Annotated in this window: 21 protein-coding genes; 18 read left to right on the top strand and 3 right to left on the bottom strand. The window is 68.7% G+C overall.

What is annotated here, in order from left to right; all coding sequences use genetic code 11:
- Together Q0Q47_RS05155 and Q0Q47_RS05150 are read right to left on the bottom strand one after the other, a co-directional pair.
- The coding region (locus Q0Q47_RS05155) for an MCP four helix bundle domain-containing protein (RefSeq protein ID WP_293855379.1) at window positions 1-889 on the bottom strand (889 nt) is incomplete at its 3' end.
- 253 nt (window positions 890-1142) lie between these two features.
- On the bottom strand, window positions 1143-1613 hold the full coding sequence (locus Q0Q47_RS05150) for a GNAT family N-acetyltransferase (protein ID WP_293855376.1): 471 nt from the start codon (window positions 1611-1613) through the stop codon (window positions 1143-1145).
- A gap of 179 nt (window positions 1614-1792) precedes the next feature.
- On the opposite strand from Q0Q47_RS05150, the gene Q0Q47_RS05145 reads away from it, so the two are divergent.
- From Q0Q47_RS05145 to Q0Q47_RS05060, 18 genes are all read left to right on the top strand, one after another.
- Window positions 1793-2335: a VOC family protein gene (locus Q0Q47_RS05145; RefSeq protein WP_293855373.1), complete on the top strand. Its 543-nt coding sequence runs from the start codon at window positions 1793-1795 to the stop codon at window positions 2333-2335.
- Window positions 2336-2575: 240 nt separating this feature from the next.
- On the top strand, window positions 2576-3748 hold the full coding sequence (locus Q0Q47_RS05140) for a cytochrome P450 (protein ID WP_293855370.1): 1173 nt from the start codon (window positions 2576-2578) through the stop codon (window positions 3746-3748).
- Window positions 3745-4491: an SDR family oxidoreductase gene (locus Q0Q47_RS05135; protein WP_293855367.1), complete on the top strand. Its 747-nt coding sequence runs from the start codon at window positions 3745-3747 to the stop codon at window positions 4489-4491. Before Q0Q47_RS05140 ends, Q0Q47_RS05135 begins: the two co-directional genes overlap by 4 nt.
- Window positions 4492-4497: 6 nt before the next feature.
- Window positions 4498-5202 (top strand): ThuA domain-containing protein, encoded by a 705-nt coding sequence (locus Q0Q47_RS05130; protein ID WP_293855364.1) that lies wholly within the window; start codon window positions 4498-4500, stop codon window positions 5200-5202.
- Entirely contained in the window at window positions 5199-5960 is a 762-nt protein-coding gene (locus Q0Q47_RS05125) for an SDR family NAD(P)-dependent oxidoreductase (RefSeq protein WP_293855361.1), read from the top strand. The genes Q0Q47_RS05130 and Q0Q47_RS05125 overlap by 4 nt, the downstream gene beginning before the upstream one ends.
- 24 nt (window positions 5961-5984) lie before the next feature.
- Entirely contained in the window at window positions 5985-7184 is a 1200-nt protein-coding gene (locus Q0Q47_RS05120; RefSeq protein WP_293855358.1) for a cytochrome P450, read from the top strand.
- Window positions 7185-7186: 2 nt separating this feature from the next.
- Window positions 7187-8671, top strand: coding sequence for an FAD-dependent oxidoreductase (locus tag Q0Q47_RS05115; RefSeq protein WP_293855355.1), 1485 nt, complete (start codon window positions 7187-7189; stop codon window positions 8669-8671).
- Complete coding sequence (locus Q0Q47_RS05110; protein WP_293855352.1) at window positions 8668-9423, top strand: SDR family NAD(P)-dependent oxidoreductase; 756 nt, start codon at window positions 8668-8670, stop codon at window positions 9421-9423. Before Q0Q47_RS05115 ends, Q0Q47_RS05110 begins: the two co-directional genes overlap by 4 nt.
- Window positions 9424-9605: 182 nt before the next feature.
- Window positions 9606-9932: an NIPSNAP family protein gene (locus Q0Q47_RS05105; protein WP_293855349.1), complete on the top strand. Its 327-nt coding sequence runs from the start codon at window positions 9606-9608 to the stop codon at window positions 9930-9932.
- Window positions 9933-10002: 70 nt separating this feature from the next.
- Window positions 10003-10893 carry a branched-chain amino acid ABC transporter permease gene (locus tag Q0Q47_RS05100; protein WP_293855345.1) on the top strand — a complete coding sequence of 297 codons (891 nt, stop codon included), beginning with the start codon at window positions 10003-10005 and terminating at the stop codon, window positions 10891-10893.
- A 4-nt stretch (window positions 10894-10897) separates the two neighbouring features.
- Entirely contained in the window at window positions 10898-11782 is an 885-nt protein-coding gene (locus Q0Q47_RS05095; protein ID WP_293855342.1) for a branched-chain amino acid ABC transporter permease, read from the top strand.
- Window positions 11783-11786: 4 nt separating this feature from the next.
- Entirely contained in the window at window positions 11787-12548 is a 762-nt protein-coding gene (locus Q0Q47_RS05090) for an ABC transporter ATP-binding protein (protein ID WP_293855339.1), read from the top strand.
- The gene (locus Q0Q47_RS05085) at window positions 12541-13251 is read left to right on the top strand and encodes an ABC transporter ATP-binding protein (protein ID WP_293855336.1); all 711 of its coding nucleotides are present in this window, start codon (window positions 12541-12543) and stop codon (window positions 13249-13251) included. The genes Q0Q47_RS05090 and Q0Q47_RS05085 overlap by 8 nt, the downstream gene beginning before the upstream one ends.
- A 39-nt stretch (window positions 13252-13290) precedes the next feature.
- Window positions 13291-14415 (top strand): ABC transporter substrate-binding protein, encoded by a 1125-nt coding sequence (locus tag Q0Q47_RS05080; protein WP_293855333.1) that lies wholly within the window; start codon window positions 13291-13293, stop codon window positions 14413-14415.
- A 3-nt stretch (window positions 14416-14418) separates the two neighbouring features.
- Window positions 14419-15879, top strand: coding sequence for an FAD-binding protein (locus Q0Q47_RS05075; protein ID WP_293855330.1), 1461 nt, complete (start codon window positions 14419-14421; stop codon window positions 15877-15879).
- Window positions 15880-16072: 193 nt separating this feature from the next.
- The gene (locus Q0Q47_RS05070) at window positions 16073-17035 is read left to right on the top strand and encodes a LysR substrate-binding domain-containing protein (protein WP_293855327.1); all 963 of its coding nucleotides are present in this window, start codon (window positions 16073-16075) and stop codon (window positions 17033-17035) included.
- Between the two features lie 106 nt (window positions 17036-17141).
- Window positions 17142-18614 (top strand): ATPase domain-containing protein, encoded by a 1473-nt coding sequence (locus Q0Q47_RS05065; protein ID WP_293855324.1) that lies wholly within the window; start codon window positions 17142-17144, stop codon window positions 18612-18614.
- Window positions 18615-18627: 13 nt separating this feature from the next.
- On the top strand, window positions 18628-21015 hold the full coding sequence (locus tag Q0Q47_RS05060) for a PAS domain-containing protein (protein ID WP_293855321.1): 2388 nt from the start codon (window positions 18628-18630) through the stop codon (window positions 21013-21015).
- Here the strand turns inward: Q0Q47_RS05060 and Q0Q47_RS05055 are convergent.
- A complete protein-coding gene (locus tag Q0Q47_RS05055; RefSeq protein WP_293855318.1) occupies window positions 21006-21281 on the bottom strand; it encodes a GlsB/YeaQ/YmgE family stress response membrane protein in 276 nt (91 codons plus the stop codon). The genes Q0Q47_RS05060 and Q0Q47_RS05055 overlap by 10 nt on opposite strands.
- Window positions 21282-21328 lie beyond the last annotated feature (47 nt).

Raw genomic sequence — 21328 nt, 5'->3', positions numbered from 1 at the left:
CGGCACGCCGGACGACCTCGCCGACCTCGCCCACCACCTCGACCATGGACTGGGCGCGGCGCAGGCGTTCTGCGGCCACCCTCTTTTCTTCTTCCTCGAGCGCCTTCACGCGGATGGCGTTGTCCTTGAAGACCTGGACGGCGCCGGCCATCTGGCCGAGTTCGTCCCGCCGCTCCGCGAAGGGGACCTCGGTGGCCAGATTGCCGCTCGAAAGTTCGCGCATGGCCCCCGTGATGGCCTGGATCGGCGAGAGGATGCGCGTGCGCATCACGAGCAACGCCGCCACGGCGAACAGCGCGGCCACGCCCATGAGGACGTAGGCGACGATCACCGCGAGATCGCCGAGTTGGTCGGCCTCGGCGAGGGCGGTGTCGGCGTCCCGATTGCAGATCTCGATGTTGGCGGCCAGCATCTTGGCCGCGTTGACGGTCGTCGTGGTGCGGGTCGCCTCCTGCAGATCGGCGGCCTCGGTGAATTTTCCGGCGCGGACGAGCTCGATGATGCGCTCGATCGTCTGTCCGTAGCGCGCCCAGCTCTCCTTGAACTCGGCCCAGTTCTTCCGTTCCTCGTTCGACAGGCCGAGGCGCTCATAGGCGGCGGTCTGCTTCGCAACCTCCTCCTGGGCGGCCTTGACGTCGTTGACCGACCGGGTGACCAGCTCGGGCTTGTCGGCCAGGAGGAGCCTGCGGACGGCCAGCCTCACGGTGAGAGTGGCTGCATTGGTTTCGCCCAGGACGCGAATGGACGGAATCTTGTCCCTGGCGATGTCTGTCTGGCGCTCCTGCATGCTCCGGATGTTCTTGATCGCGACCGCACCGACGGCGAGGGCGACGAGGCTCAGGGTCACCACGAGAGCCGTGAGGCCGACTTTCAACGAAGCGTTTTTCATCTGCAATCCTTGGCGGGCGGGCAATTGAAGAGATCAAAGCAAACAATTCAGGTGCGGCTCGGACCCGGGAGCAGGGCGAAAAAGCGTCCCTCCTACTTGCCGGACCTTGGTACTGGCTGTTGCGCCAACGGACTGACGAATACGTGCAAATCCTGACAAAACTACCCTAAGGCGATGCAGCCTGAGCGTGGCCATATGTCCCAGCTTGGGACACTGGTCCTGCGTCAGGGCAAAGGCGCAATCCGACGGTCGGTCAGGAGGTCGTGGCCAGCGTGGCGAGAGCGTCGCCACTGATCCGGTAGAACTGCTTCTCGTCCTGCGCCGTGGCGCCCAGCCCCTCGTAGAAGGCAGAAAGCTGGGGCTTGGTGCGGTCGGCCGTCCAATCGACGCGGCCGAAGCCTTCCTGTGCCGCAACGCGCGCGATGGCCTGCATCAGGGCCTTGCCGATGCCTTCGCCGCGACGGTCCGCATCCACGTAGAGTTCCTTCAGGAACAGCCCCTTGCGCAGGCCGGGACCGGGAAAGACGGTCGCGAGCGCCGCAAACCCGGCGAGGTGGCCCAGCGCGAGCTGGGCCAAGAGAATCCTGTTGCCTGGCGGAAGGTCGAGGAGGCTGGCGACGATCTCGTCGCGCGGAGGGCAGGCGACCCCGTAGTGCGCCTGCATCTGCTCGAGGAGGGGAGCCAGGGCCGGAGCGTCGCCTGCTTCGAACGGTCTGATGATCATGGCCTCGCCTCCGCCGCGCGCCGCAATCGGCAGCATGTAAGACAAAAAATTACACGCTGAAGCGGAATCAATGTCTGTGCTCGTTCGCACAAGATGCTGTTGGGACTCGCGATTGTCCCACGGCCATTGCCAACAGCGGTCCTGCGGGGCCAGTCTCGGCCGGACAAGGGAGTGACGTCATGAGCCGCATCTTCGGGCCGATCCGCCAGTCCGGCTACGTGGTCCCCGACATCGACGCCCGCATGCGCTTCATGGCCGAGGTGGTCGGCATCGGGCCCTGGTTCGTCGCCCGCGAGATCCGCATCCCGGTCTGCGTGTATCGCGGCCAGCCGATCGACCTCGTCATGCACGCGGCCCTGGCCAACAGCGGCAGCCACCAGATCGAGCTCATCCAGCAGGTGAGCCCCGGCCGCAGCCTCTACACGGAATGGCTCGAGCGGTACCCCGATGGGGGGCCCTTGCAGCACGTCTCGTCGTGGGCGCCGGATTTCGACGCCACCATCGCACGGGCGCGGGCCGCCGGCTGGGCGATGGTCCACGAGGGCCGCTCGGGCTACGGCCCCTTCGGCTATCTCGAGCATCCGGCCGATCCCGACACGATCTTCGAGGTGGCCGAGTTCAATGCCGCGCGGCGGTCGGTCTTCGAGCAGATCGCCGACGCGTCCCGGGACTGGGACGGGTCCGATCCGATCCGCGAGAGCTGGCCCAAGGCGCGGGCCTGAGACGGCACGATCAAACGCTATCTGGAAAACAGATAGCGGCCTTTGGTTTATTGAAATTGACCACTCCCGCGCGATGGGGAACCGTCGCACGAGTCCGCGGTCTCAGGGAGGAGCCGGAGGACGATCGCCGTGGCGGCCCCGCGGCTTCGTGCGCGTGTCCTGGGCGGACGCGCCGTTCCTGTCTCTCCCTGGCGAACCGCGGCACCCGTGCGGATGCGTACGGCAAGGGGAGCAGGCGCCATGAACGAGCGGGTCGTCACCGACTACAACGAGATCTCGAAGGTTCTCGCCGACCGGAGCATGCGGCAGGCCCTCTACGATGAGGGCGGCGTGGTCATGGCCGACGTGTTGCTCACCCTGCACGGCGCCGAGCACCACAAGCGCCGGGTCCTGGAGTTCTCGATCCTGCGCAAGGACTACTTCGCCTGGTATGAGGCGAACGTGTTTCCCCCGGCGCTCGCCCAGGTCTTCCGCACCGTCGGCACCGACGGGCACATGGACCTCGTCGACTTCGGCTACCGCGTCACGATGAACCTGACGGCCGACTTCGCCGGCATCGACCGCCCGGAAAAGTCGGCGGCCGAGACCGAGCGCCTGCTGCGCCTCGTGAAGATCTTTTCCGAGGGCGCCACGCTCGTCCACTCCACCCGCGACAAGGAGCAGGTCCGCGCCGAGGTGCGGGCGGGGTTGGAGGAACTGCGCACGACGTTCCACGCTCCCTCCGTCGCCCGCCGCAAGGAGGCGCTCGCCAGGGGCGGGGACGACCTTCCGCGCGACATCCTCACCCTGCTGCTGCGCGACCAGGAGAAGCTCGGCCTGTCGGACGACGTCATCCTGCGCGAGATGGCGTTCTTCCTGCAGGCAGGCTCCCACTCGACCGCCAACTCGATGATCCACGCGTTGCACGAGGTGTTTCTGCGGTGGCCCGATCTCGACGCCCGCCGCAAGCTGCTCGACGACCCGCTCTTCCTCCAGCGCTGCGTCCACGAGAGCTTCCGCCTGCACCCGGCGAGCCCGGTCGCGTGGCGCCTGAAAGAGGGCGAGTGCCCGGTGTCGGGCCAGCGCGTGGTGCTCGACCTCGCCGCCGCCAACCGGCAGGCCGACCTGTTCGGCCCGACGGCCGACGTCTTCGACCCGGACCGTGAGTATCCGAAGGGCATCCAGCCCTGGGGCCTGACCTTCGGCTTCGGCATGCACATGTGCCTCGGCCGCGACCTCGACGGCGGGCTCGTGTCGGGCCCGGACACCAATCCCGCCGACCACCAGTACGGCATCGTCACGCAGCTCGTGCGGGCCCTGATGGCGCGCGACGTGCGGCCCGACCCGGCCCGTCCCGCGATCCAGGACACCACGACCGTGCGCAAGAACTTCTCGTCCTACCCGGTGCTGCTCGCCCCCGGAGCCTCCTCATGAGCATGAAGTCCGTCATCGTCACCGGCGCCGCCGCCGGCCTCGGCGCAGGAATCGCCCTCAAGTTCGACCGGGAGGGCTGGCGCGTCGGCATCGTCGACGTCGATCCGGCGAAGACGCAGGCCATGGCGGCCACGCTGAAGAACGGCGTCGCCCTGCTGGCCAGCGTCACGGACCAGGCGGCCATCGAGGCCGCCTTCGAGCGGTTCGGGGCTCCGGACGTGCTCGTCAACAATGCCGGCATCCTGGCGCTGGGGTCGCTCCTGGAGCAGACGCCCGACCAGTTCCGCCGCGTGCTCGACGTCCACCTGATGGGCACTTACACCTGCGCCTGGGTGGCCGCGCACGCCATGACCAAGGCCGGCAAGCCAGGTGCCATCGTCAACCTGACCTCGATCAACGCCATCACGCCGGGGCCGGGCACCGGGGCCTACCCGGCCGCCAAGGCCGCCATCGCCACGCTCACCCAGCACATGGCCATCGAGTGGGGCCCCCTGGGGCTGCGGGTGAACTGCGTGGCGCCGGGCTTCATCGACGGCGGCATGTCGGCGCCCTTCTACGCCGACCCGAAGACGCGGGCGCTGCGCGGCGGCGCGGTGCCGAACGGCGGGCTGGGCACCATCGAGGACATCGCCGAGGCGGTCTGGTACCTCGCCTCCGACAGCGCCCGCTACGTCAACGGCCACCAGCTCGTGGTCGACGGCGGCGTCAGCCACAGCCTGCTCAAGCAGTTGCCGAGGAACTGAGGCGGCATGCGCGCGCTCCTCTTCACCGGCGGCATCTTCCACGACTTCGACCGCATGGCGGCCGCCGCGGCCGGCATCCTGTCGACGACGGGGCTCGCCGTGGAGATCGTGACGCAGCCGTCCGAGCTCGTTGCGGGCCTGGCGCGGGGCAGGGCGGACCTCGTCGTCGTCCAGGGCCTGCGCTGGCGCATGCTGGGCAACGAGAAATACGACCCCTTCCGCGCCGAATGGGGCTACGCCGTGGGCGCCGACCTGAAGGACGCGCTCACGGGCCATGCCGCGCATGGCGGCGGGATCCTGTCGCTGCACACGGGCTGCATCAGCTTCGACGACTGGCCGGGATGGCACGACCTCATCGGCGGCGGCTGGGTGTGGGGGCAGAGCTTCCACGTGCCCGGCGTCGAGCCGGTGCATGTCCACACCGTGAAGGAGCACGCGGTGACCGCCGGCGTGAAGCCGTTCACGGTCACCGACGAACATTACCGGGCGCTCGCCATCGATCCGCAGGCCGTCGTTCTCGCCGAGGGGACCGCATCAGCGGGCGACAGCTATCCGGTGGCCTGGGCGCTCGGCCGCGCCGGCGAGCATGGCCGGTCGGTCACCATCACCACGGGGCACGACGTGGCCTCGATCACGGAGCCCAATCACGCCCGCCTGCTGCGCCAGGCTGCCCAGTGGGCCATGGGCTGCGACAAGGGAAAAGCCGCATGAGAGCCATGAACACCATGTCCGTCCTCATCACGGGCGGCGGCTCCGGCATCGGCGAGGGCACGGCCCGCCATTTCGCCCGCCACGGCGCGAAGGTGACGATCTGCGGCCGGCGCCCGGAGAAGCTGAAGGCGGTCGCCGAGAGCATCGGCCCGCTCTGCCGCTACGAGGTGGCCGACATCACGCAGGACGAGGACTGCGCGCGCGTCGTCGAGGCCGCGGTGGCGCATGGCGGCGGGCTGGACGCCCTCGTCAACAATGCCGGCAACATGCTGCGCGGGCCCATCGACACCATGGACCGCAAGGCCCTGCTCGACGTCTTCGACAGCAACGTCGTCTCCGGCATGATCCTGACCGGGCTCGCCGTGCCGCACCTCGAAAAGCGCCGCGGCGCCGTCATCTTCCTCGGCTCGGTGCACACGCGACGGTCCTTCCCGGGCGTGTCGCCCTACGCGGCCACCAAGGGCGCCGTCGAGGTGCTGGCGCGCGTCCTGGCGGCCGAACTCGGCCCCAAGGGGATCCGCGTCAACTGCGTCATCCCGGGCGCGGTCTCGACCGAGCTCAACATCCGGGCGGGCATCATCACGGCCGAGCAGCAGGTTGTGCGGATGAAGTCGCTCGAATCCTCGCACGCGCTCGGGCGCATCGGCACCGAGGAAGAGCTAGCCGAGGGCATCGCCCACATGTGTTGCGCGGAATGGACCACCGGCACCTCGCTGGTGGTCGATGGCGGCCTGTCACTCGGCATCACGAACCTCTGAAGGCGACACGGGAGGGAATGGCACATGACGCATAACCTGAACGTCTTCGCGCAGCTCGAGCCCGCGCTGCGCCTGCCCGACCTCAAGCAGGCGCTCTACGACGCCGACCCGATCTTCCTGCCGACGACCGTGGTCAGCCTCCACGGCGACGAGCACAAGGAGAAGCGCCGCGTCGTCCAGAGCCTGTTCACCCGCGAGTTCTTCCGGAATTACCAGAACAAGGTGTTCCCGAACGCGCTCAAGGAGACGCTGGAGCCCGTCGTCGCCGAGGGCCGCGGCGACCTGTCGAAATTCGCCTACCGCGTGCTGGTCAACCTGGTCGCCGACGCCTCCGGCCTCGACCGCGACCACACGCAGGAGCAGACCGACAAGATCCTTCTCATCATCGGCAAGCTCGGCAAGGCGCCGACCATGGGCCAGATGATCGGCGGCAACCGCGAGGCCGCGATCGCCGAGATCGTCGACGCGCTGCGCATCTTCCGCGAATCCTACTACGAGCACTCCGCCGCCCGCCGGCGGGCCCTCATCGCCGCCAGGGAAAAGGACCCCTCGGTCGAGCTGCCGGACGACATGCTCACGCGCCTGCTGCAGGCTTTCGACGGGCGGATCGAGGAAGACCAGCTCGTGCGCGACACGGCCTTCTTCATCCTGGCCGGCGCCTTCACAATGGCCAACGGCCTGCAGAACACCATGTGGGAGATCCTCTCGTGGTGCAAAAAGCATCCCGAGACGCGCCAGAAGCTCCTCGACGATCCGGGCCTGATGCAGAAGTTCGTCTGGGAGGCGCTGCGCCTGCACCCGGCGAGCCCCGTCGCCCGCCGCAAGGCGCTGTGCCCGGTGCACCTGCCCAACGGCGAGACCGCGGCCGAGGCCGAGATCGTCGACATCAACATCGCCCAGGGTAACCGCGACCCGTCCGTGTTCGGGCCGGATGCGGCCGAGTACAACCCCTTCCGCGAACTGCCCCGCAAGGTCCAGCTGCACGGGATGACCTTCGGCGCGGGCATGCATGCCTGCGTCGGCCGCATCCTGGCGGCCGGCATTCCCTATGGCGCCGGGATGGAGGTCGACGAGGGCACCGAATACGGCACCATCCACCTCGTCGTGCATGCGCTGCTTTCGGCGGGCGCGGACTTCGATCCCGCCAATCCGCCGACCATCGACGAGAGCACCACCCGCAAGCACTTCCACAGCTTCCCCTTCGTCGTGCGGAAGGCGGGCTGACCATGGCCTCCGCCGGCACCCTGGGCTTCGACCGCAGCGCCGACATCGTCGTCGTGGGCTTCGGCTGTGCCGGGCTCGCCGCCGCGATCACGGCGTGGCGGGCCGGCGCCGAGGTGCTCGTGCTGGAGAAGGAGCCGGCCGACGCGCACACTCCGAGCACCCGCATGTCGGGCGGCATGATGATGGCGACGACCGACGTCGGGAAGGCGACCGCCTATCTCGACCGCTGCGCCGGTGGCATGGTGCCCCGCGACGTCAGCGAGGCCTGGGCACGCCGGGCCACCGGCCTGATCGACTGGCTTCTCGAGATCGCCCCGGAGCTGAACCTCGCCCGGGTCGGTGGTGCCGAGCACCCGGAATTCGAAGGGTCCGATGCCTTCGGCGTGTACCAGCCGGGCGGGGCCAAGACGCGCCTCGACCTCAACGGCAAGGCCGGCGTGTTTCTCTGGGAAAAGCTCGCCCAGAACTTTCATGCCAAGACCGGCGTGCCGGTGTTGTGGGACTCCCCCGCCGACCGCCTCATCCGGGCCGACGACGGGCGCATCGTCGGCGTCGAGACGACCGACGGCCGGCGCATCGGTGCCCGCAAGGGCGTGATCCTGACCTGCGGTGGCTACCTGCACAATGCGCGCATGAAGCGCGACTACCTGCGCACCTGGCCGGTCTATTTCTACGGCAATCCCGGCAACACCGGCGACGGCGTGCGCATGGCCCAGGAGGTCGGCGCCGACCTCTGGCACATGAACCAGATGATCGGCCGCGCCATCGGCAACTTCCAGCTGGAGGACGGCAGCGACCTGCCGGTCATCCTGTTCCTGAACCCGCCCGGCTACGTCATCACCGACCGCTACGGGAAGCGCTTCGCCGACGAGAGCGCGCAGGCGAACCTCCTGCACGGCTTCTACTACCACCTGCTGGCCTATGATCCGGCGACGGGCGAAACGCCGCGAAACCCCTGCTACTGGTTCTTCGACGAGAAGCGCCGCAAGGCCGGCATGCTGACGCTGCCCTCGGTCGGCGCGCACGCGGTCGGGATCTACACCTGGAGCGCCGACAACAGCGCCGAGGTCGCCCGGGGCTGGATCGCGAAGGGATCGACCATCGCGGAAGCCGCCGCGGCGGCGGGCGTCGCCGACCCGGCCGCCGCCCAGGCGGAGGTCGAGGCCTACAACCGCGCCTGCCGCGAGGGTTCGCCGGACCCCTTCGGCCGTCCGGCCGAGACCATGGTGCCGGTGGAGGAGGGGCCCTTCTACTGCGTGAAGCTCTACCCCGGCGGCTCCAACACCACGGGCGGCCCGCGCCGCAACGCCCGCGCCCAGATCCTCGACACCCGCGGCCAGCCGATCCCCGGTCTCTATGCCGCCGGCGAACTCGGCCAGGCGACGGGCATGCTCTACCCCTCCGACGGCTCGAACCTGTCGGAGGGCTTCTGTTTCGGCCAGATCGCGGCGGAAGCCGCGCTCGCGGACAACGGAGCCGCCGCATGAGCGCGTCCAGGGAGCTCGAAGGCCGCGTCGCCCTCGTCACGGGCGCGTCCTCCGGCATGGGCCGGCGGGAGGCGGACCTCCTGGCCGAGGCCGGCGCCACCGTCATCCTCGCCGACATCATCGACGCGGACGGCGAGGCGGCGGCGCAGGCGCTGGTCGCGGCCGGGCTGCGGGCCCGCTACTGCCATCTCGACGTGTCGAGCCCGGCCGACTGGGCCGCGGCGGCGGCCGACATCGGCGCCCGCGAGGGCAGGGTCGACATCCTCGTCTGCAACGCCGGCGCCAACGGCTCGGCGGCGCCCGACGTGCTGTCGTCCGACCTCCTGGACAAGCTCATCGCCATCAACCTGCGCGGCACGTTCCTGGCGGTGCAGACGATGCGGCCGCTGATGGGCAAGGGGGCCTCGATCGTCACCATCGGCTCGATCTGCGCCAAAGTCGGAACGCCCGGCGTCCACATGGCCTACCACGCCACCAAGGGCGCCATCGTCGCCTTCACCAAGGCGGCCGCCGCCGAACTCGGGCCCAACGGCATCCGCGTCAACTGCATCAACCCGGGCGTCATGCCGCCGATGCGCGACCGGCGCGGGGCGAGCCACGGCACCCGCGACAAGCTGATCGAGCGCATCCCGCTCCGGCGCACCGGCGAGTGGGACGACGTCGCCAACGTCGTCGTGTTCCTGGCCACGGACAAGGCGGCCTACATCAGCGGGGCCGACATCCCCGTCGACGGCGGCTTCCTGGCGACGTGATGGGGAGTGCCATCCATGTTCTCACCCTTGCTCCTCCTCTCCGCCGTCCTGGCCGGGCTTGGCCCGGCCATCCACGACTTCGGGCAGAACACGCAGCCTTGCCCGGCAAAGTCGTGGGTGCCCGGGCCAAGCCCGGGCATGACGCGTGGAGAGATCGAAGGGACTGAAGAAAGGATCCAACGATGATCATCGAGGAACGCGTCTACACCTTCCTGCCGGGCAAGGTCCCGGTGTTCATGGCCGAGTACGACGGCGCGCCCCGCGAGATGCAGATGCGGATCCTGGGCAACCTCATCGGATACTTCACGTCCGAGTTCGGCGAGCAGAACCAGACCGTGCACCTGTGGGGCTATGCGAGCCTCGCCGACCGCGACGAGCGGCGGGCGAAGCTGCTGGCCGAACCCGAGTGGCGCGCCTTCCTCGGTCGCATCCTGCCGCTGCTCGTGAAGCAGGAAAGCCGCATCCTGAAGCCGACGGCGTTCTCGCCCTTGGGTTCGCAGAAGACTTGACGTCGAGGCCGAGCTTCCGCTCGATTTCGGGATCGCCCACCGCGAGAAACGGGCGAATGCAGGGGGGAGAATGCTTCTTCAGCAGCTGTTGAACGGGATCGTCGTGGGAGGGGTCTACGCGCTGTTCGCCGTGGGCTTCAACCTCGTGTTCGGGGTGCAGCGCCTGCTGAACCTCGCGCACGGGGCCGTGTTCATGACGGGGGCCTTCGTGGCCTACTACACGGTCGTGAACGGCGGCCCGCTGATCCTCGGCTTCCTGCTGGCGATCCTCGCCTCCGGCGCGCTGTCGATGCTGATCGAGATCGTCTGCTTCCGCCGGCTGCGCAAGTCGGGTGACGCGGAGTTCGGCGCCATCATCTCCTCGATGGGCGCCAGCCTCGTCATCATGACGATCTGGCAGTGGATCTCGAAGACGCAGGTGCTGCGCTTCCCCTTCGACACCATGCCGGTCGTCATCTACCGCTTCTGGGGCCTGCGCGTGTCGCTGCTGCAGCTCGTGATGATGGGCTGCGCCATCCTGATCGTGCTGGTGATGGGCTACTTCATCTACCGCACGCCGTTTGGCCGCCGCGTCCGCGCCGTGACGGACAACGAGCGCGCCTCGATGCTCATGGGGATCAACCCCAACCGCATCTACAACCTCACCTACTTCATCTCCGGCGCGCTCGCGGGCGCGGCCGGCGTCCTGGTGGGCCTCGCCTTCAACAACATCAACTTCACCATGGGCGAGCCCTATCTCCTCTACGGCTTCGTCATCATCATCCTCGGCGGGCTCGGCAGCATCCCCGGTGCGCTCCTGGCGAGCCTCATCTTCGGCATGCTGCAGACCTTGACCATCGCCTACCTGCCCTCCGGGCTCACCACCGCCTTCATCTTCTCGGTGCTGTTCGTCATCCTGCTCGTCATGCCCAACGGGCTGATGGGCCGCGAGGGCGCCGGCAGCCTCGGCCGGCGGAGGTAGCGCGATGAACGCCTATGTCCTCGGCTACCTGCCGCTCTTCGATCTCTTCCTGCTGCATCTGGGGCTCGCCTACAGCCAGTGGCTGGTGCTGCGCTCGGGCGTCTTCTCGCTGGCGACCGTCGGCGTCGCCGGCGTCGGCGCCTACACCGGCGGCGTGCTCGTGGTGACCTACGGCCTGCCTGCCCCCGTGGCGCTGGTCGCGGCCGCCATCGGCGGCGGGCTCGTCTCGCTGCTGCTGGCGATCCCGCTGGCGCGGCTGCGCGGCGTCTACCAGGCCATCGCGACCGTCGCCTTCATCCAGATCATGCTGTCGCTGAACAACTACGCCGAGAAGATCACCGGTGGCGCGGCGGGGCTGAACGGCATCCCCAAGGTCGTCGACACCCTGACGCTCGCCGTCTGCGCCCTGGCGACGATCTACCTGATGACCGCGATCACCGGCAGCCGCATCGGGCGCGCCTTCGACGCCATCCGCCAGAACGAGGCGGTGGCGGCCTCCCTCGGCGTCTCCATCGAGGCGCACCACCGGCTCGCCTTCATCGTGTCGGGGGCGCTGGCCGGCTTCTACGGCGCGCTGGAGGCCTTCCACTCCTACACGCTGGTGCCCTCGCAGTTCGGCTTCCCGTTCCTGATCGCGATCCTGTCCTACGTGGTCTTCGGCGGCCGCAACACGATCTGGGGCCCGATCGTCGGCACGGCACTGCTCATCATCCTGCCGGAACTCGCGCGTCCGCTCGCCGAGGCGCGGATGCTCGTCTACGGGCTCCTGCTCATCCTCACCATCAACTTCCTGCCCAAGGGCGTCGCGGACACGCTGATCGAGCGCATCCACGCCAAGCGCCTGCGGGCCAAGCCGGCGCCTGCGCCGGCGCCGACGGCGGGGAGCTGACGCCATGGCGCTGAAGCTCGTCAATCTGAGCAAGAGGTTCGGCGGCGTCACGGCCTCCGCCGACGTCAACATGACCGTGCCGAGAGGCACGATCACCGGTCTCATCGGCCCCAACGGCGCCGGGAAGACCACGATCATCAACATGATCACCGGCATGATGGACGTCAGCGGCGGCCAGATCCTGCTGGAGGACCGCGACATCACCCGCGCCGCGCCCGACGACATCTGCCGGGCCGGGCTCGCCCGCACCTTCCAGAACATCCGGATCCTCCCGGAGAACTCGGTGCTGGACAACATCCTCATCGGCTTCCACCGGCACGAGCACTGCTCGACGCTGTCGGCGCTCTTCGGCCTGCCGGCGTCGCGCCAGGAGACGCAGGCGATCCGCGACAAGGCGCGCTCGCTGCTCACCCAGTTCGGCATGAGCGCCTATGCCGACTATCCCGCCGGCGGCCTCTCCTACGGCCACCAGCGCAAGGTCGAGATGATGCGGGCGCTGGCGTCCGAGCCCGACTACATGCTGCTCGACGAGCCGATCGCCGGCATGAACGACGTGGAGTCCGACATCCTCGCCGAGCTCTTTCAGCACCTCGCCGAGGCCGGGAAGGGGATCCTGCTAATCGAGCACAACATCCGCTTCGTCTCGAAGCTGTGCGAGAAGATCTACGTGCTCGACGGGGGCCGGCTGATCGCCGAGGGCCCGCCGGCGCAAGCGCTGCGAGATCCCGCGGTGATCGCCGCCTACATCGGAGGCAGCGATGCTTGAGGTCTCCGATCTCCAGGTCCGCTACAGCGGCATCCAGGCCCTGCGCGGCGTCTCGCTGAACGTCGGCGCGGGCGAGGTCGTCGCCCTCATCGGGCCGAACGGCGCGGGCAAGTCCACCCTCGTCAACGCCGTTTCCGGGCTGGTGAAGCCGGCCGCCGGCCGCATCCTGATGGAAGGCCGGGACCTCGCCGCGATGGACCCGTGGGCGGTCAGCAAGTCCGGCGTGATCCAGGTGCCGGAGGGCCGCCAGGTCTTCCCGCAGCTCAACGTGCTGGAGAACCTGCAGCTGGGCGAGACGGCGCTCCAGGGCCGCCCGCCGGCGGGAGGACTGGAGGACGTCTACGACCTCTTCCCGGTGCTCAAGGAGCGCAGCGCCCAGCTGGCCGGCTCGCTCTCCGGCGGCCAGCAGCAGATGCTGGCGATCGGCCGTGCGCTCATGGGCGCGCCGCGTTTCCTGCTGCTCGACGAGCCCAGCCTCGGCCTCGCCCCCGTGGTGATCGCCCAGGTCTTCGCCGCGCTGCGCAAGCTGAAATCCCGCGGAATGACGATCCTGCTCATCGAACAGAACGTTCGCCTCGCGCTCGATCTCGCGGACCGCGCGTACATCCTCGACCAGGGCAAGATCGTGCTGTCCGGGACGAGCCAGGAACTGGCCGCGGACGCGTCCGTGGTCGCGCACTACCTCGGCGTGATGTCCGAGTGAATGATCGAAACTGCAAACGTCACAGGACGGGAGGAAATCATGACAATCCTGCGCAGACTGCTCGTATCGACCGCGGTGGTGGCGGGCCTCGCCGCCGGCGCGGTGCAGGCGGCCGAGGTGAAGATCGCGGCGGTGCTCGCCACCACCGGCGTCTATGCCTTCGTCGGCGTGCCGCTCGTCAACGGCATCAAGATGGCCGACGAGGCGCTGAAGGCGTCGGGCGGCTACGGCCCCCACACCGTCACCATCACCTATGACGACAACCGGTCGGACCGCCAGGAGGCCATCGCGCTCCTGACCCGCCGCACCGAGACCGACAAGGTGCAGCTGGTGCTGGGCCCGATCTCCTCGGCCGAGGCCATGTCGACCGGCCCCGTGGCCGTGAAGCTCGGCGTGCCGATGTTCACGGTGGCCATGACCAACGAAGTCCTGCCGCTCGGCGAATGGGTGTTCAAGTCGACCGAGACGGCGATCACCTACATGCCGCCGCTCGCCAACTACATCGCCCAGAAGCTGAAGCCCGCGAACTGCTTCCTGGTGTCGATCATCGACAACCCCGGCTACGTCATCCAGAAGGACGTCTTCCGCGACACGCTGAAGAAGCAGGGCGTCAACATCCTGGCCGACGTCGGCATCCTCGCGACCGACACGGACTTCACCGCGCTCTCGACCAAGATCGTCGACGCCGACCCGAAGTGCCTGTTCGTGACGACCCCGCCGGAGCAGGCCGCCAACATCATCCTGCAGGCCAAGCAGGCCGGCCTGAAGAACGACGTCATCCTGTCGGGCGACACGGGCCTGGGCTCCGTGCAGTACATCAAGGCCGCGGGCGCCGCGGGCGACGGCACCCTGTTCCCGGCGATCTTCGTCGCCGGCTATTCGGACACCACCAAGGAGTTCGCGAAGAAGTACCAGGAGAAGTACAACGTCGCCCCCGACCACTGGGCCGCGACCGGCTACTCGATGATGCAGATCATCGCCGCGGCGGTGAAGAGCATCCCCGGTGAGGTGACCCGCGAGAACCTGCGCCAGGCCATGACCAACACGAAGAACGTGCCGGTCCTGATGGGCACGGGCTCGATGACCTTCGGCGAAGGCCGCGTGCCGACCCACGGCAGCGTGGTGATGCGCGTGAAGGGCGGTGCCTGGAACCTCGCGGAGTAAGCCATGACGACGACCTCCGCGCCCGGACCCGTGCACGACTGCGACGTCCTCGTCGTCGGCACGGGGCCCGGCGGGATGGCGGCCACGGCCGCCGCCGCCGCCACGGGCGCGGAGGTCCACGTCGTCGAGGCCCTCGACGACATCGGCGGCAACTCCGTCTGGTCCACCGGCTACATGGCCTTCGTGAACGCGAAGGCCCAGCGCGACGCCGGCATCGAGGACAGCGTCGAGAGCTTCGTCGCCGACGCCGAGCGCAGCATGGACCTGCTGCGCGACCGCTATCCCGTCATCCACGACCCCGTGCTCGTGCGCCTGTTCGTTGAGCACAGCGCCGCGACCTACGACGACCTCGTGGCGCGCGGCATCCGCTTCTCGCGGTTCATCCCGAGGCCGTTGCAGCACACCACCGACCGCATGCTGGCGGTCGAGGACATGGCCGCCTTCCGCACGGCCTTCGCGCCCGATTTCGCCCGGCCCAACGTGCGCCTCTTCACCCGCACCTGGGGCAAGCGCCTCGTGATGGAGGAGGGCAGGGTGGCAGGGCTCATCGCCGAGGGCCCGGACGGGCCCGTGAGCTGGCGCGTGCGCCGCGGCGTCGTGCTCGGCACCGGCGGCTACCAGTCGAACCCGGAACTGCGGGCCCGGCACGTGCCGGCCTATCTCGCCCGCGCGCCCTATCTCGGCGTCGACAGTTGCCGGGGCGACGGGCACCTGATGGCGGGCGCGGTGGGCGCCGACCTCATCAACATGGGCCTCGTGCTGCCGCTAGTGATCGTCTCGTCCTCCTTCGTCGAGGACTGCATCGCGGTGAACCAGGCCGGCCAGCGCTTCCACGACGAGGCGGGGCCCTACGAGCGCCGCGTCGAGGCGCTCCAGCACCAGCCCGGCAAGGCGGCGCACTACATCTTCGACGACGTCACGGCGACCCGGAAAAGCCAGCTCCTGCAGCAGATGCCCGAGCCCTCCGTCTCGGCACCGACCCTGCGCGAACTGGCTGTCAGGGCCGGCATCGATGCCGCCGGGCTCGAAGCCTCGGTCGCGGCCTGGAACGCGTTTCTCGCCGGCACCGACACCCGGGACGGCTCATTCGGCCGCGTGATCCTGCCGGAGGGCCGGCGCCCGATCGCGCAGGGCCCCTTCCATGCCGTGCCGATGGTCGTCGGCTCCAACTTCGTCAGCGGCGGCATGCGCGTGAACGAGGCCATGCAGGTCGTCGACGTCTTCGGCGACGGCATCCCCGGCCTCTACGCCGCCGGCGACACCGTGGGCGGCCTGAACCCGACCGCCGAACTCGGCGGCATGCGGCTCGCCGGCGGGTTCACGCTCGGCAAGATCGCCGGGGAGTCGGCCGCCGCGGGGCGCACCGCAGCGGTACAGGCCCCCGCGCTCCAGGGCGCCCACCAGCCGAGCATGCTGGCGAGCCGCATCGCGCTGGTGAACCTCGCGAACGCGCCGAAGGGCTGACTACGGTTAGATCTCCATCTCTCAGCCGTCCTGGCCGGGCTTGGCCCGGCCATCCACGACTTTGCCGGGGCCGCCCTGACGTCGTGGGTGCCCGGGCCAAGCCCGGGCACGACGCGAGGAGGGGAGGGAGCCATCTCTGACGGCTAAGCAATCCAATATTGCCCACCCCGGTATCGAAAAATAAGATACCGCGATGAAAACCCCGCCCTTCACACTTCGCCAGCTCATCTACTTCGTCGCGGCGGCGAAGGCGGGGAAGATCGCCAATGCCGCCGTCGAGGTCGGCATCTCCCAATCGGCCGTGACCACCGCCATCATGGAGCTGGAGAAGTCTCTGGGCACGCCGCTGCTGGAGCGTCACGTCAACGGCGTCACGCTCACCCATCGCGGGCATCTCTTCCACCAGCAGGCGCTGAAGATCCTGGAGGCCGTGGAGGAGGCGCAGCGCTGGCCGTTCCAGGGGTCCTTGAACCTGTCGGGCAGGCTGCGCGTCGTGGCGAGCTACATCGTCATGGGCTACTTCCTGCTGCCCTACGTGGAGAAGTTCCGGCGCGCCCATCCCAACGTGGAGGTCGAACTCGTCGAGCGCACGCGGCCGGAATGCGAGGCGGCCTTGATGAGCGGGGACGCCGACGTCGGTGTGTTCCTGACGTCGAACCTGACGCGCCACGACACGCTGGAGAGCCTTCCCCTCGCACGCGCGCAGCGCCGGCTCTGGCTCTCCGCCAACTCGCCGCTGCTCGCCGAGAAGACCGTGTCCTTCGCGCGTCTGAAGGATTGGCCCTACGTGTTCCTGATGGTCGACGAGGGCGAGCGGGTCATGCGCGAGCTGGGGCGGCCCTACGGCTTCGAGCCGAACGTGGTCATGCGGACGACCACCGTGGAGGCGATGCGCGAATGGATCGGGCTCGGGCTCGGCGTCACTATCGTCGCCGACACGATCTACCGGCCCTGGTCGCTCGAAGGCCACAAGATCGAACGCCGCGCCATCACCGAGCCGATCCCGCCGCTGGAAATCGGCCTCGCCTGGCCGCGCGGCGTCGTGCTGGGCGAGACGGCGAGGGGGTTCTCCGCGTTCCTCCGACAGACCGTGCCGCGCAGCGAGGGGATGGACGATGCCGGGCTCGGCGTCCAGGCCCGATCCGGAGCGGCCTGAAGGCCTGCCGCGCCACAGCTTGATTTTAGCTGTGGCGATGCCTGCAACTTGACGGCCTCTCGTGCGTTGTCGCCCTGCCTCCGTGCAGTTGACCGGGGAAGAGGGCGTGAAGACAGACGAAGAAAAAGGCGCACGGTTCGGAATCTCCGGCCTGGATGCCGTGCTTGGTGGTGGATTGTCCCGGGGCAGATTGTTCCTGCTCGAAGGACGGCCCGGGACCGGCAAGACGACGGTCGCCACCCAATTCCTGATGGAAGGCACGGCGCAAGGCGAGAAGTGCCTCTACATCACCTTGTCCGAAACAAAGGACGAGCTGGTCAGCAGCGCGCGCTCGCACGGCTGGTCGCTGGACGGGATCGAGATCTTCGAGCTCGTCCCGCCGGAGAGCCTCCTCGACGAGCGCCAGCAGCAAAGCCTGCTCTATTCGTCGGACCTGGAACTGGGCGAGACCACGCAGCGGATCTTCGAGACGCTGGCGCGGATACAGCCCCAACGCGTCGTCCTCGACAGCCTGTCGGAGATCCGCTTGCTGGCCCAGAGCTCGCTGCGGTACCGCAGGCAGATCCTGGCCCTGAAGCAGTACCTCGCTCGCCAGCGGACGACGACGCTGCTGCTCGACGACCAGTCGGCCATGCCGGAAGACGGCGCCATGCACTCCATTGCGCATGGTGTGATCCGCCTGGAGGAGCTTGCGCCTGAATATGGCGCCGAGCGCCGACGCCTGCGCATCGTCAAGTTCCGAGGCCGGCAGTTCCGCGGCGGTTTCCACGACTTCACCATCGACACCGGCGGCATCCGCGTCTTCCCGCGGCTGATCTCGGCCGAGCATCGCACGGACGTGACGGGTGGCGTCCTGCCCAGTCCCTCGGACGAGCTCAATGCCCTGCTCGGCGGTGGGATCGACCGGGGCTCGAGCACCCTGATCATCGGGCCGGCCGGGACGGGCAAGTCGATCCTGTCGCTCACCTTCGCCCAGTCCACGGTCACCTTGGGCGAAAAGGCCTCCATGTTCATCTTCGACGAGGAGCGGAACTGGCTGATCGAGCGCTCCAGGGGCCTGGGAATCGACCTGAACGGCATGATCGCGCGCGGGCAGATGGAACTGCACCAGGTGGACGCGGCGGAATTGACGCCCGGCGAGTTCTCCCAGCGTGTGCGCGAGAGCGTCGAACGCGGGGCCACCACGGTCGTCATCGACAGCCTGAACGGCTACAGCGTCTCGATGCCGGGCGAGACCGCGCTCATTCTCCACATTCACGAGTTGCTGCAGTACTTGAACCGCAAGGGCGTCACGACGTTGATGACGGTGGCCCAGCACGGATTGGTCGGCGACATGACGACACCCGTGGAAGTCACCTATCTGTCGGACATCGTCATCCTGCTTCGCTACTTCGAGGCCATGGGTCGGGTCCGCCGCGCCATCTCGATCGTCAAGAAGCGCTCTGGCCATCACGAGGAAACCATTCGCGAGTATAGCATCGACGGCCGCGGCGTGACGCTGGGCGAGCCACTCACCGGATTCCAGGGGGTTCTGACGGGCATTCCAGTCCTGGCCGGCTCCGCGCCGGCCAGCCCGTGACGGTCCCCGCCTGATGCCGGGACCCATCTCCGAACGCGCGCTCATCCTCGCGCCTCTCGGCCGCGACGCCCACGTCGCGGCCATGATGCTGCGCGAGGCCGGCATGGTGGCGCGCGACTGCAGTTCGCTGTGCGTCCTCGTCGATGAACTCCAGGCCGGCGCGGGCTTCGCCGTGGTGGCCGAGGAAGCGCTGTCCACCGCCGATCTCAGCGGCCTGTCCGACTGGCTGAACCGCCAGGAGGAATGGTCCGACCTACCGGTCATCCTGCTCACGCAGCGCGGCGGCGGCCTGGAGCGAAACCCGTCCGCCGACCGCCTGCTCCAGACCCTGGGCAACGTGACCTTCCTCGAGCGCCCGTTTCATCCCACGACGCTCGTCAGCATCGCGAACTCGGCCCTGCGCGGCCGCCGTCGCCAGTACGAGGCCCGCGCCAGGCTCATCCAGATCCGCGAAAGCGAGACCCGGTACAGGACCCTCTTCAATTCGATGGACGAAGGCTTTTGCGTCATCGAGTTCGTCGACGGCCCGTCGGGACCGCTGGATGACTATGTCCATGTGGATGCCAACCCCGCCTACGAACGCCACGCCGGGCTCACGAGCGTGGTCGGACGCCGGGTCCGCGACATGGTCCCCGACGAGGCCGACGGCTGGATCCGGATGTACCGGGACGTGCTGGTGACGGGCTCGACCATCCGCTTCGAGCGGATGCTCGAGGCGACCGAGCGTCACCTCGATCTTTCCGCCTTCCGGGTGGAGCCTGCCTCGCGCCGCCAGGTCGCGGTCCTGTTCCAGGACATCACCGCGCGCAAGCGCGCCGAACTCGAGCTCGTCACCCTGAACGAGACATTGGAGAAGCGCGTCTCCGAGGCCCTCGCCGAGCGCAAGCTCCTGGCCGACATCGTCGAAGGGACGGACAGCTTCGTCCAGGTGCTCGACACGGGGAGGCGGATCCTGGCCATCAACCGGGCCGCGATCCGCGTCTTCGGGGAACTGTTCGGCCGCGTTCCGCGCCACGGCGACGTGCTGGACGACATCCTGCACGATCGCCCGGAGACCGCGGCCGTCCTGGCGCGGGCGTGGGACAGGGCCATCGCCGGCGAGGCCTTCACCGAGGTGGTGACGCTGGCCGACAGGCGCGGCGAGGAGCGCCTTCTGGAGATGAATTTCAACCCGCTCCGCGACCAGGCGGGCCGGATCGTCGGCGCCTACCAGTTCGCCACGGACGTGACCGACCGGGTGCTGGACCAGCAGCGGCTGGCCGAGGCCACGGCACGGATGCACGAGATGGCCAAGCTCGACACCCTCGGCCAGTTGACCGGCGGCGTCGCGCACGACTTCAACAACCTGCTGATGCCGATCACCAACGCGCTGGACATCCTGAACCGGCGCTACGGCGGGGTCGACGGCCGCGCCGCGCGCATGATCGGCAACGCGCTCCAGTCGGCCGAGCGCGCCAAGACGCTGGTGCAGCGGCTCCTGGGCTTTGCCCGGCGGCAGACCCTGGAGGCGGGGCCCGCCGACGTGGGCTCGCTCCTGCACGGCATGCGCGACCTGATCGCCAGCTCGATCGGGGCGCGGATCACGCTGCGCATCGAGGCGGAGCCCGGCCTGCCGGCGGCCTTCCTCGACGCCAACCAGTTCGAGCTCGCCATCCTGAACCTGTGCGTCAACGCGCGCGATGCGATGCCGGACGGCGGCACGCTGACCATTTCCGCGACGCCGGCGTGGGACGAGGAAACCCCGCTCATCCAGGTGACCGTCGAGGACACCGGCAAGGGCATGGACGACGACACTCTGCGCCGCGCGGTGGAGCCGTTCTTCACCACCAAGCACGTGGGCGCCGGCACGGGCCTCGGCCTGAGCATGGTGCACGGCCTGGCGGCGCAGCTCGGGGGCTCCTTCACGCTGGCGAGCCTGCTCGGAACCGGCACGACCGCCACGCTGCTGGTGCCGGTCGCCAAGGCGCCGGCCCCGCGGGCGCGCAATACGCGCCCGAAGGCTCCGGCGCCCGCGCCGGCGAGCCTGCGCATCCTGCTGGTCGACGACGAGGAACTGGTGCGGGCCGGAATGGCCGAGATGCTGCGCGAACTCGGCCACAGCGTCGCGGAGGCGAATGGCGGCGCCAAGGCGCTCGGCATGCTCTCCTCGGGCCAGGACTTCGACATCCTCGTCACCGACTTCACCATGCCCAACATGAGTGGCGTCGACCTGGCGCGGCTGGCCGGGGAGCGGGCTCCGAACATGCCGGTGCTGGTCGTCACGGGCTATGCAGGCGGCAGCCTCGACCTGGGCTTTCCCCAGCTCTCGAAGCCGTTCCGCCAGGACGAACTCTCCGCCGTGATCCAGTCGCTGGTCGGCGGAGAGCGTTCGTCACAGGCGCGAGGTGCGGATCAGCGGTAGGTGGTCGTGCTGCTGCTGCGTCCACCCGCGATCATGCCCCAGATCACGAGGACGATGATCGCGCCGACCACGGCCCCGATCAGTCCCGCGCCTTCTCCGGCACGGTACCAGCCGATCGATTGGCCGACATAGGTCGCCACGAACGCCCCCACGATCCCGAGAATGGTGGTGAGGATGAAGCCCGACGGCTCGTTGCTGCCCGGCGTGATGAACTTGGCGATCACGCCCGCCACGAAGCCGATGATGATGGTCCAGAGAATGCCCATGGTCCTCTTCCCGAGATGTTGCCCAAGCTGAACGCCAAGCTAACCTT

This window comes from uncultured Alsobacter sp. (assembly GCF_945952055.1).
Taxonomy (GTDB): Bacteria; Pseudomonadota; Alphaproteobacteria; order Rhizobiales; family Beijerinckiaceae; genus Alsobacter.
The sequence above is the reverse complement of the archived record's forward strand: the minus strand, read 5'-3'. Positions and strand labels throughout refer to the sequence as shown.

Excerpts from the sequence above, each read along its gene's own strand:
- Q0Q47_RS05150 (WP_293855376.1), bottom strand. The coding sequence starts at position 1,613 with ATGATCATCAGACCGTTCGAAGCAGGCGACGCTCCGGCCCTGGCTCCC.
- Q0Q47_RS05145 (WP_293855373.1), top strand. The coding sequence starts at position 1,793 with ATGAGCCGCATCTTCGGGCCGATCCGCCAGTCCGGCTACGTGGTCCCC.
- Q0Q47_RS05140 (WP_293855370.1), top strand. The coding sequence starts at position 2,576 with ATGAACGAGCGGGTCGTCACCGACTACAACGAGATCTCGAAGGTTCTC.
- Q0Q47_RS05135 (WP_293855367.1), top strand. The coding sequence starts at position 3,745 with ATGAGCATGAAGTCCGTCATCGTCACCGGCGCCGCCGCCGGCCTCGGC.
- Q0Q47_RS05130 (WP_293855364.1), top strand. The coding sequence starts at position 4,498 with ATGCGCGCGCTCCTCTTCACCGGCGGCATCTTCCACGACTTCGACCGC.
- Q0Q47_RS05125 (WP_293855361.1), top strand. The coding sequence starts at position 5,199 with ATGAGAGCCATGAACACCATGTCCGTCCTCATCACGGGCGGCGGCTCC.
- Q0Q47_RS05120 (WP_293855358.1), top strand. The coding sequence starts at position 5,985 with ATGACGCATAACCTGAACGTCTTCGCGCAGCTCGAGCCCGCGCTGCGC.
- Q0Q47_RS05115 (WP_293855355.1), top strand. The coding sequence starts at position 7,187 with ATGGCCTCCGCCGGCACCCTGGGCTTCGACCGCAGCGCCGACATCGTC.
- Q0Q47_RS05110 (WP_293855352.1), top strand. The coding sequence starts at position 8,668 with ATGAGCGCGTCCAGGGAGCTCGAAGGCCGCGTCGCCCTCGTCACGGGC.
- Q0Q47_RS05105 (WP_293855349.1), top strand. The coding sequence starts at position 9,606 with ATGATCATCGAGGAACGCGTCTACACCTTCCTGCCGGGCAAGGTCCCG.
- Q0Q47_RS05100 (WP_293855345.1), top strand. The coding sequence starts at position 10,003 with ATGCTTCTTCAGCAGCTGTTGAACGGGATCGTCGTGGGAGGGGTCTAC.
- Q0Q47_RS05095 (WP_293855342.1), top strand. The coding sequence starts at position 10,898 with ATGAACGCCTATGTCCTCGGCTACCTGCCGCTCTTCGATCTCTTCCTG.
- Q0Q47_RS05090 (WP_293855339.1), top strand. The coding sequence starts at position 11,787 with ATGGCGCTGAAGCTCGTCAATCTGAGCAAGAGGTTCGGCGGCGTCACG.
- Q0Q47_RS05085 (WP_293855336.1), top strand. The coding sequence starts at position 12,541 with ATGCTTGAGGTCTCCGATCTCCAGGTCCGCTACAGCGGCATCCAGGCC.
- Q0Q47_RS05080 (WP_293855333.1), top strand. The coding sequence starts at position 13,291 with ATGACAATCCTGCGCAGACTGCTCGTATCGACCGCGGTGGTGGCGGGC.
- Q0Q47_RS05075 (WP_293855330.1), top strand. The coding sequence starts at position 14,419 with ATGACGACGACCTCCGCGCCCGGACCCGTGCACGACTGCGACGTCCTC.
- Q0Q47_RS05070 (WP_293855327.1), top strand. The coding sequence starts at position 16,073 with ATGAAAACCCCGCCCTTCACACTTCGCCAGCTCATCTACTTCGTCGCG.
- Q0Q47_RS05060 (WP_293855321.1), top strand. The coding sequence starts at position 18,628 with ATGCCGGGACCCATCTCCGAACGCGCGCTCATCCTCGCGCCTCTCGGC.
- Q0Q47_RS05055 (WP_293855318.1), bottom strand. The coding sequence starts at position 21,281 with ATGGGCATTCTCTGGACCATCATCATCGGCTTCGTGGCGGGCGTGATC.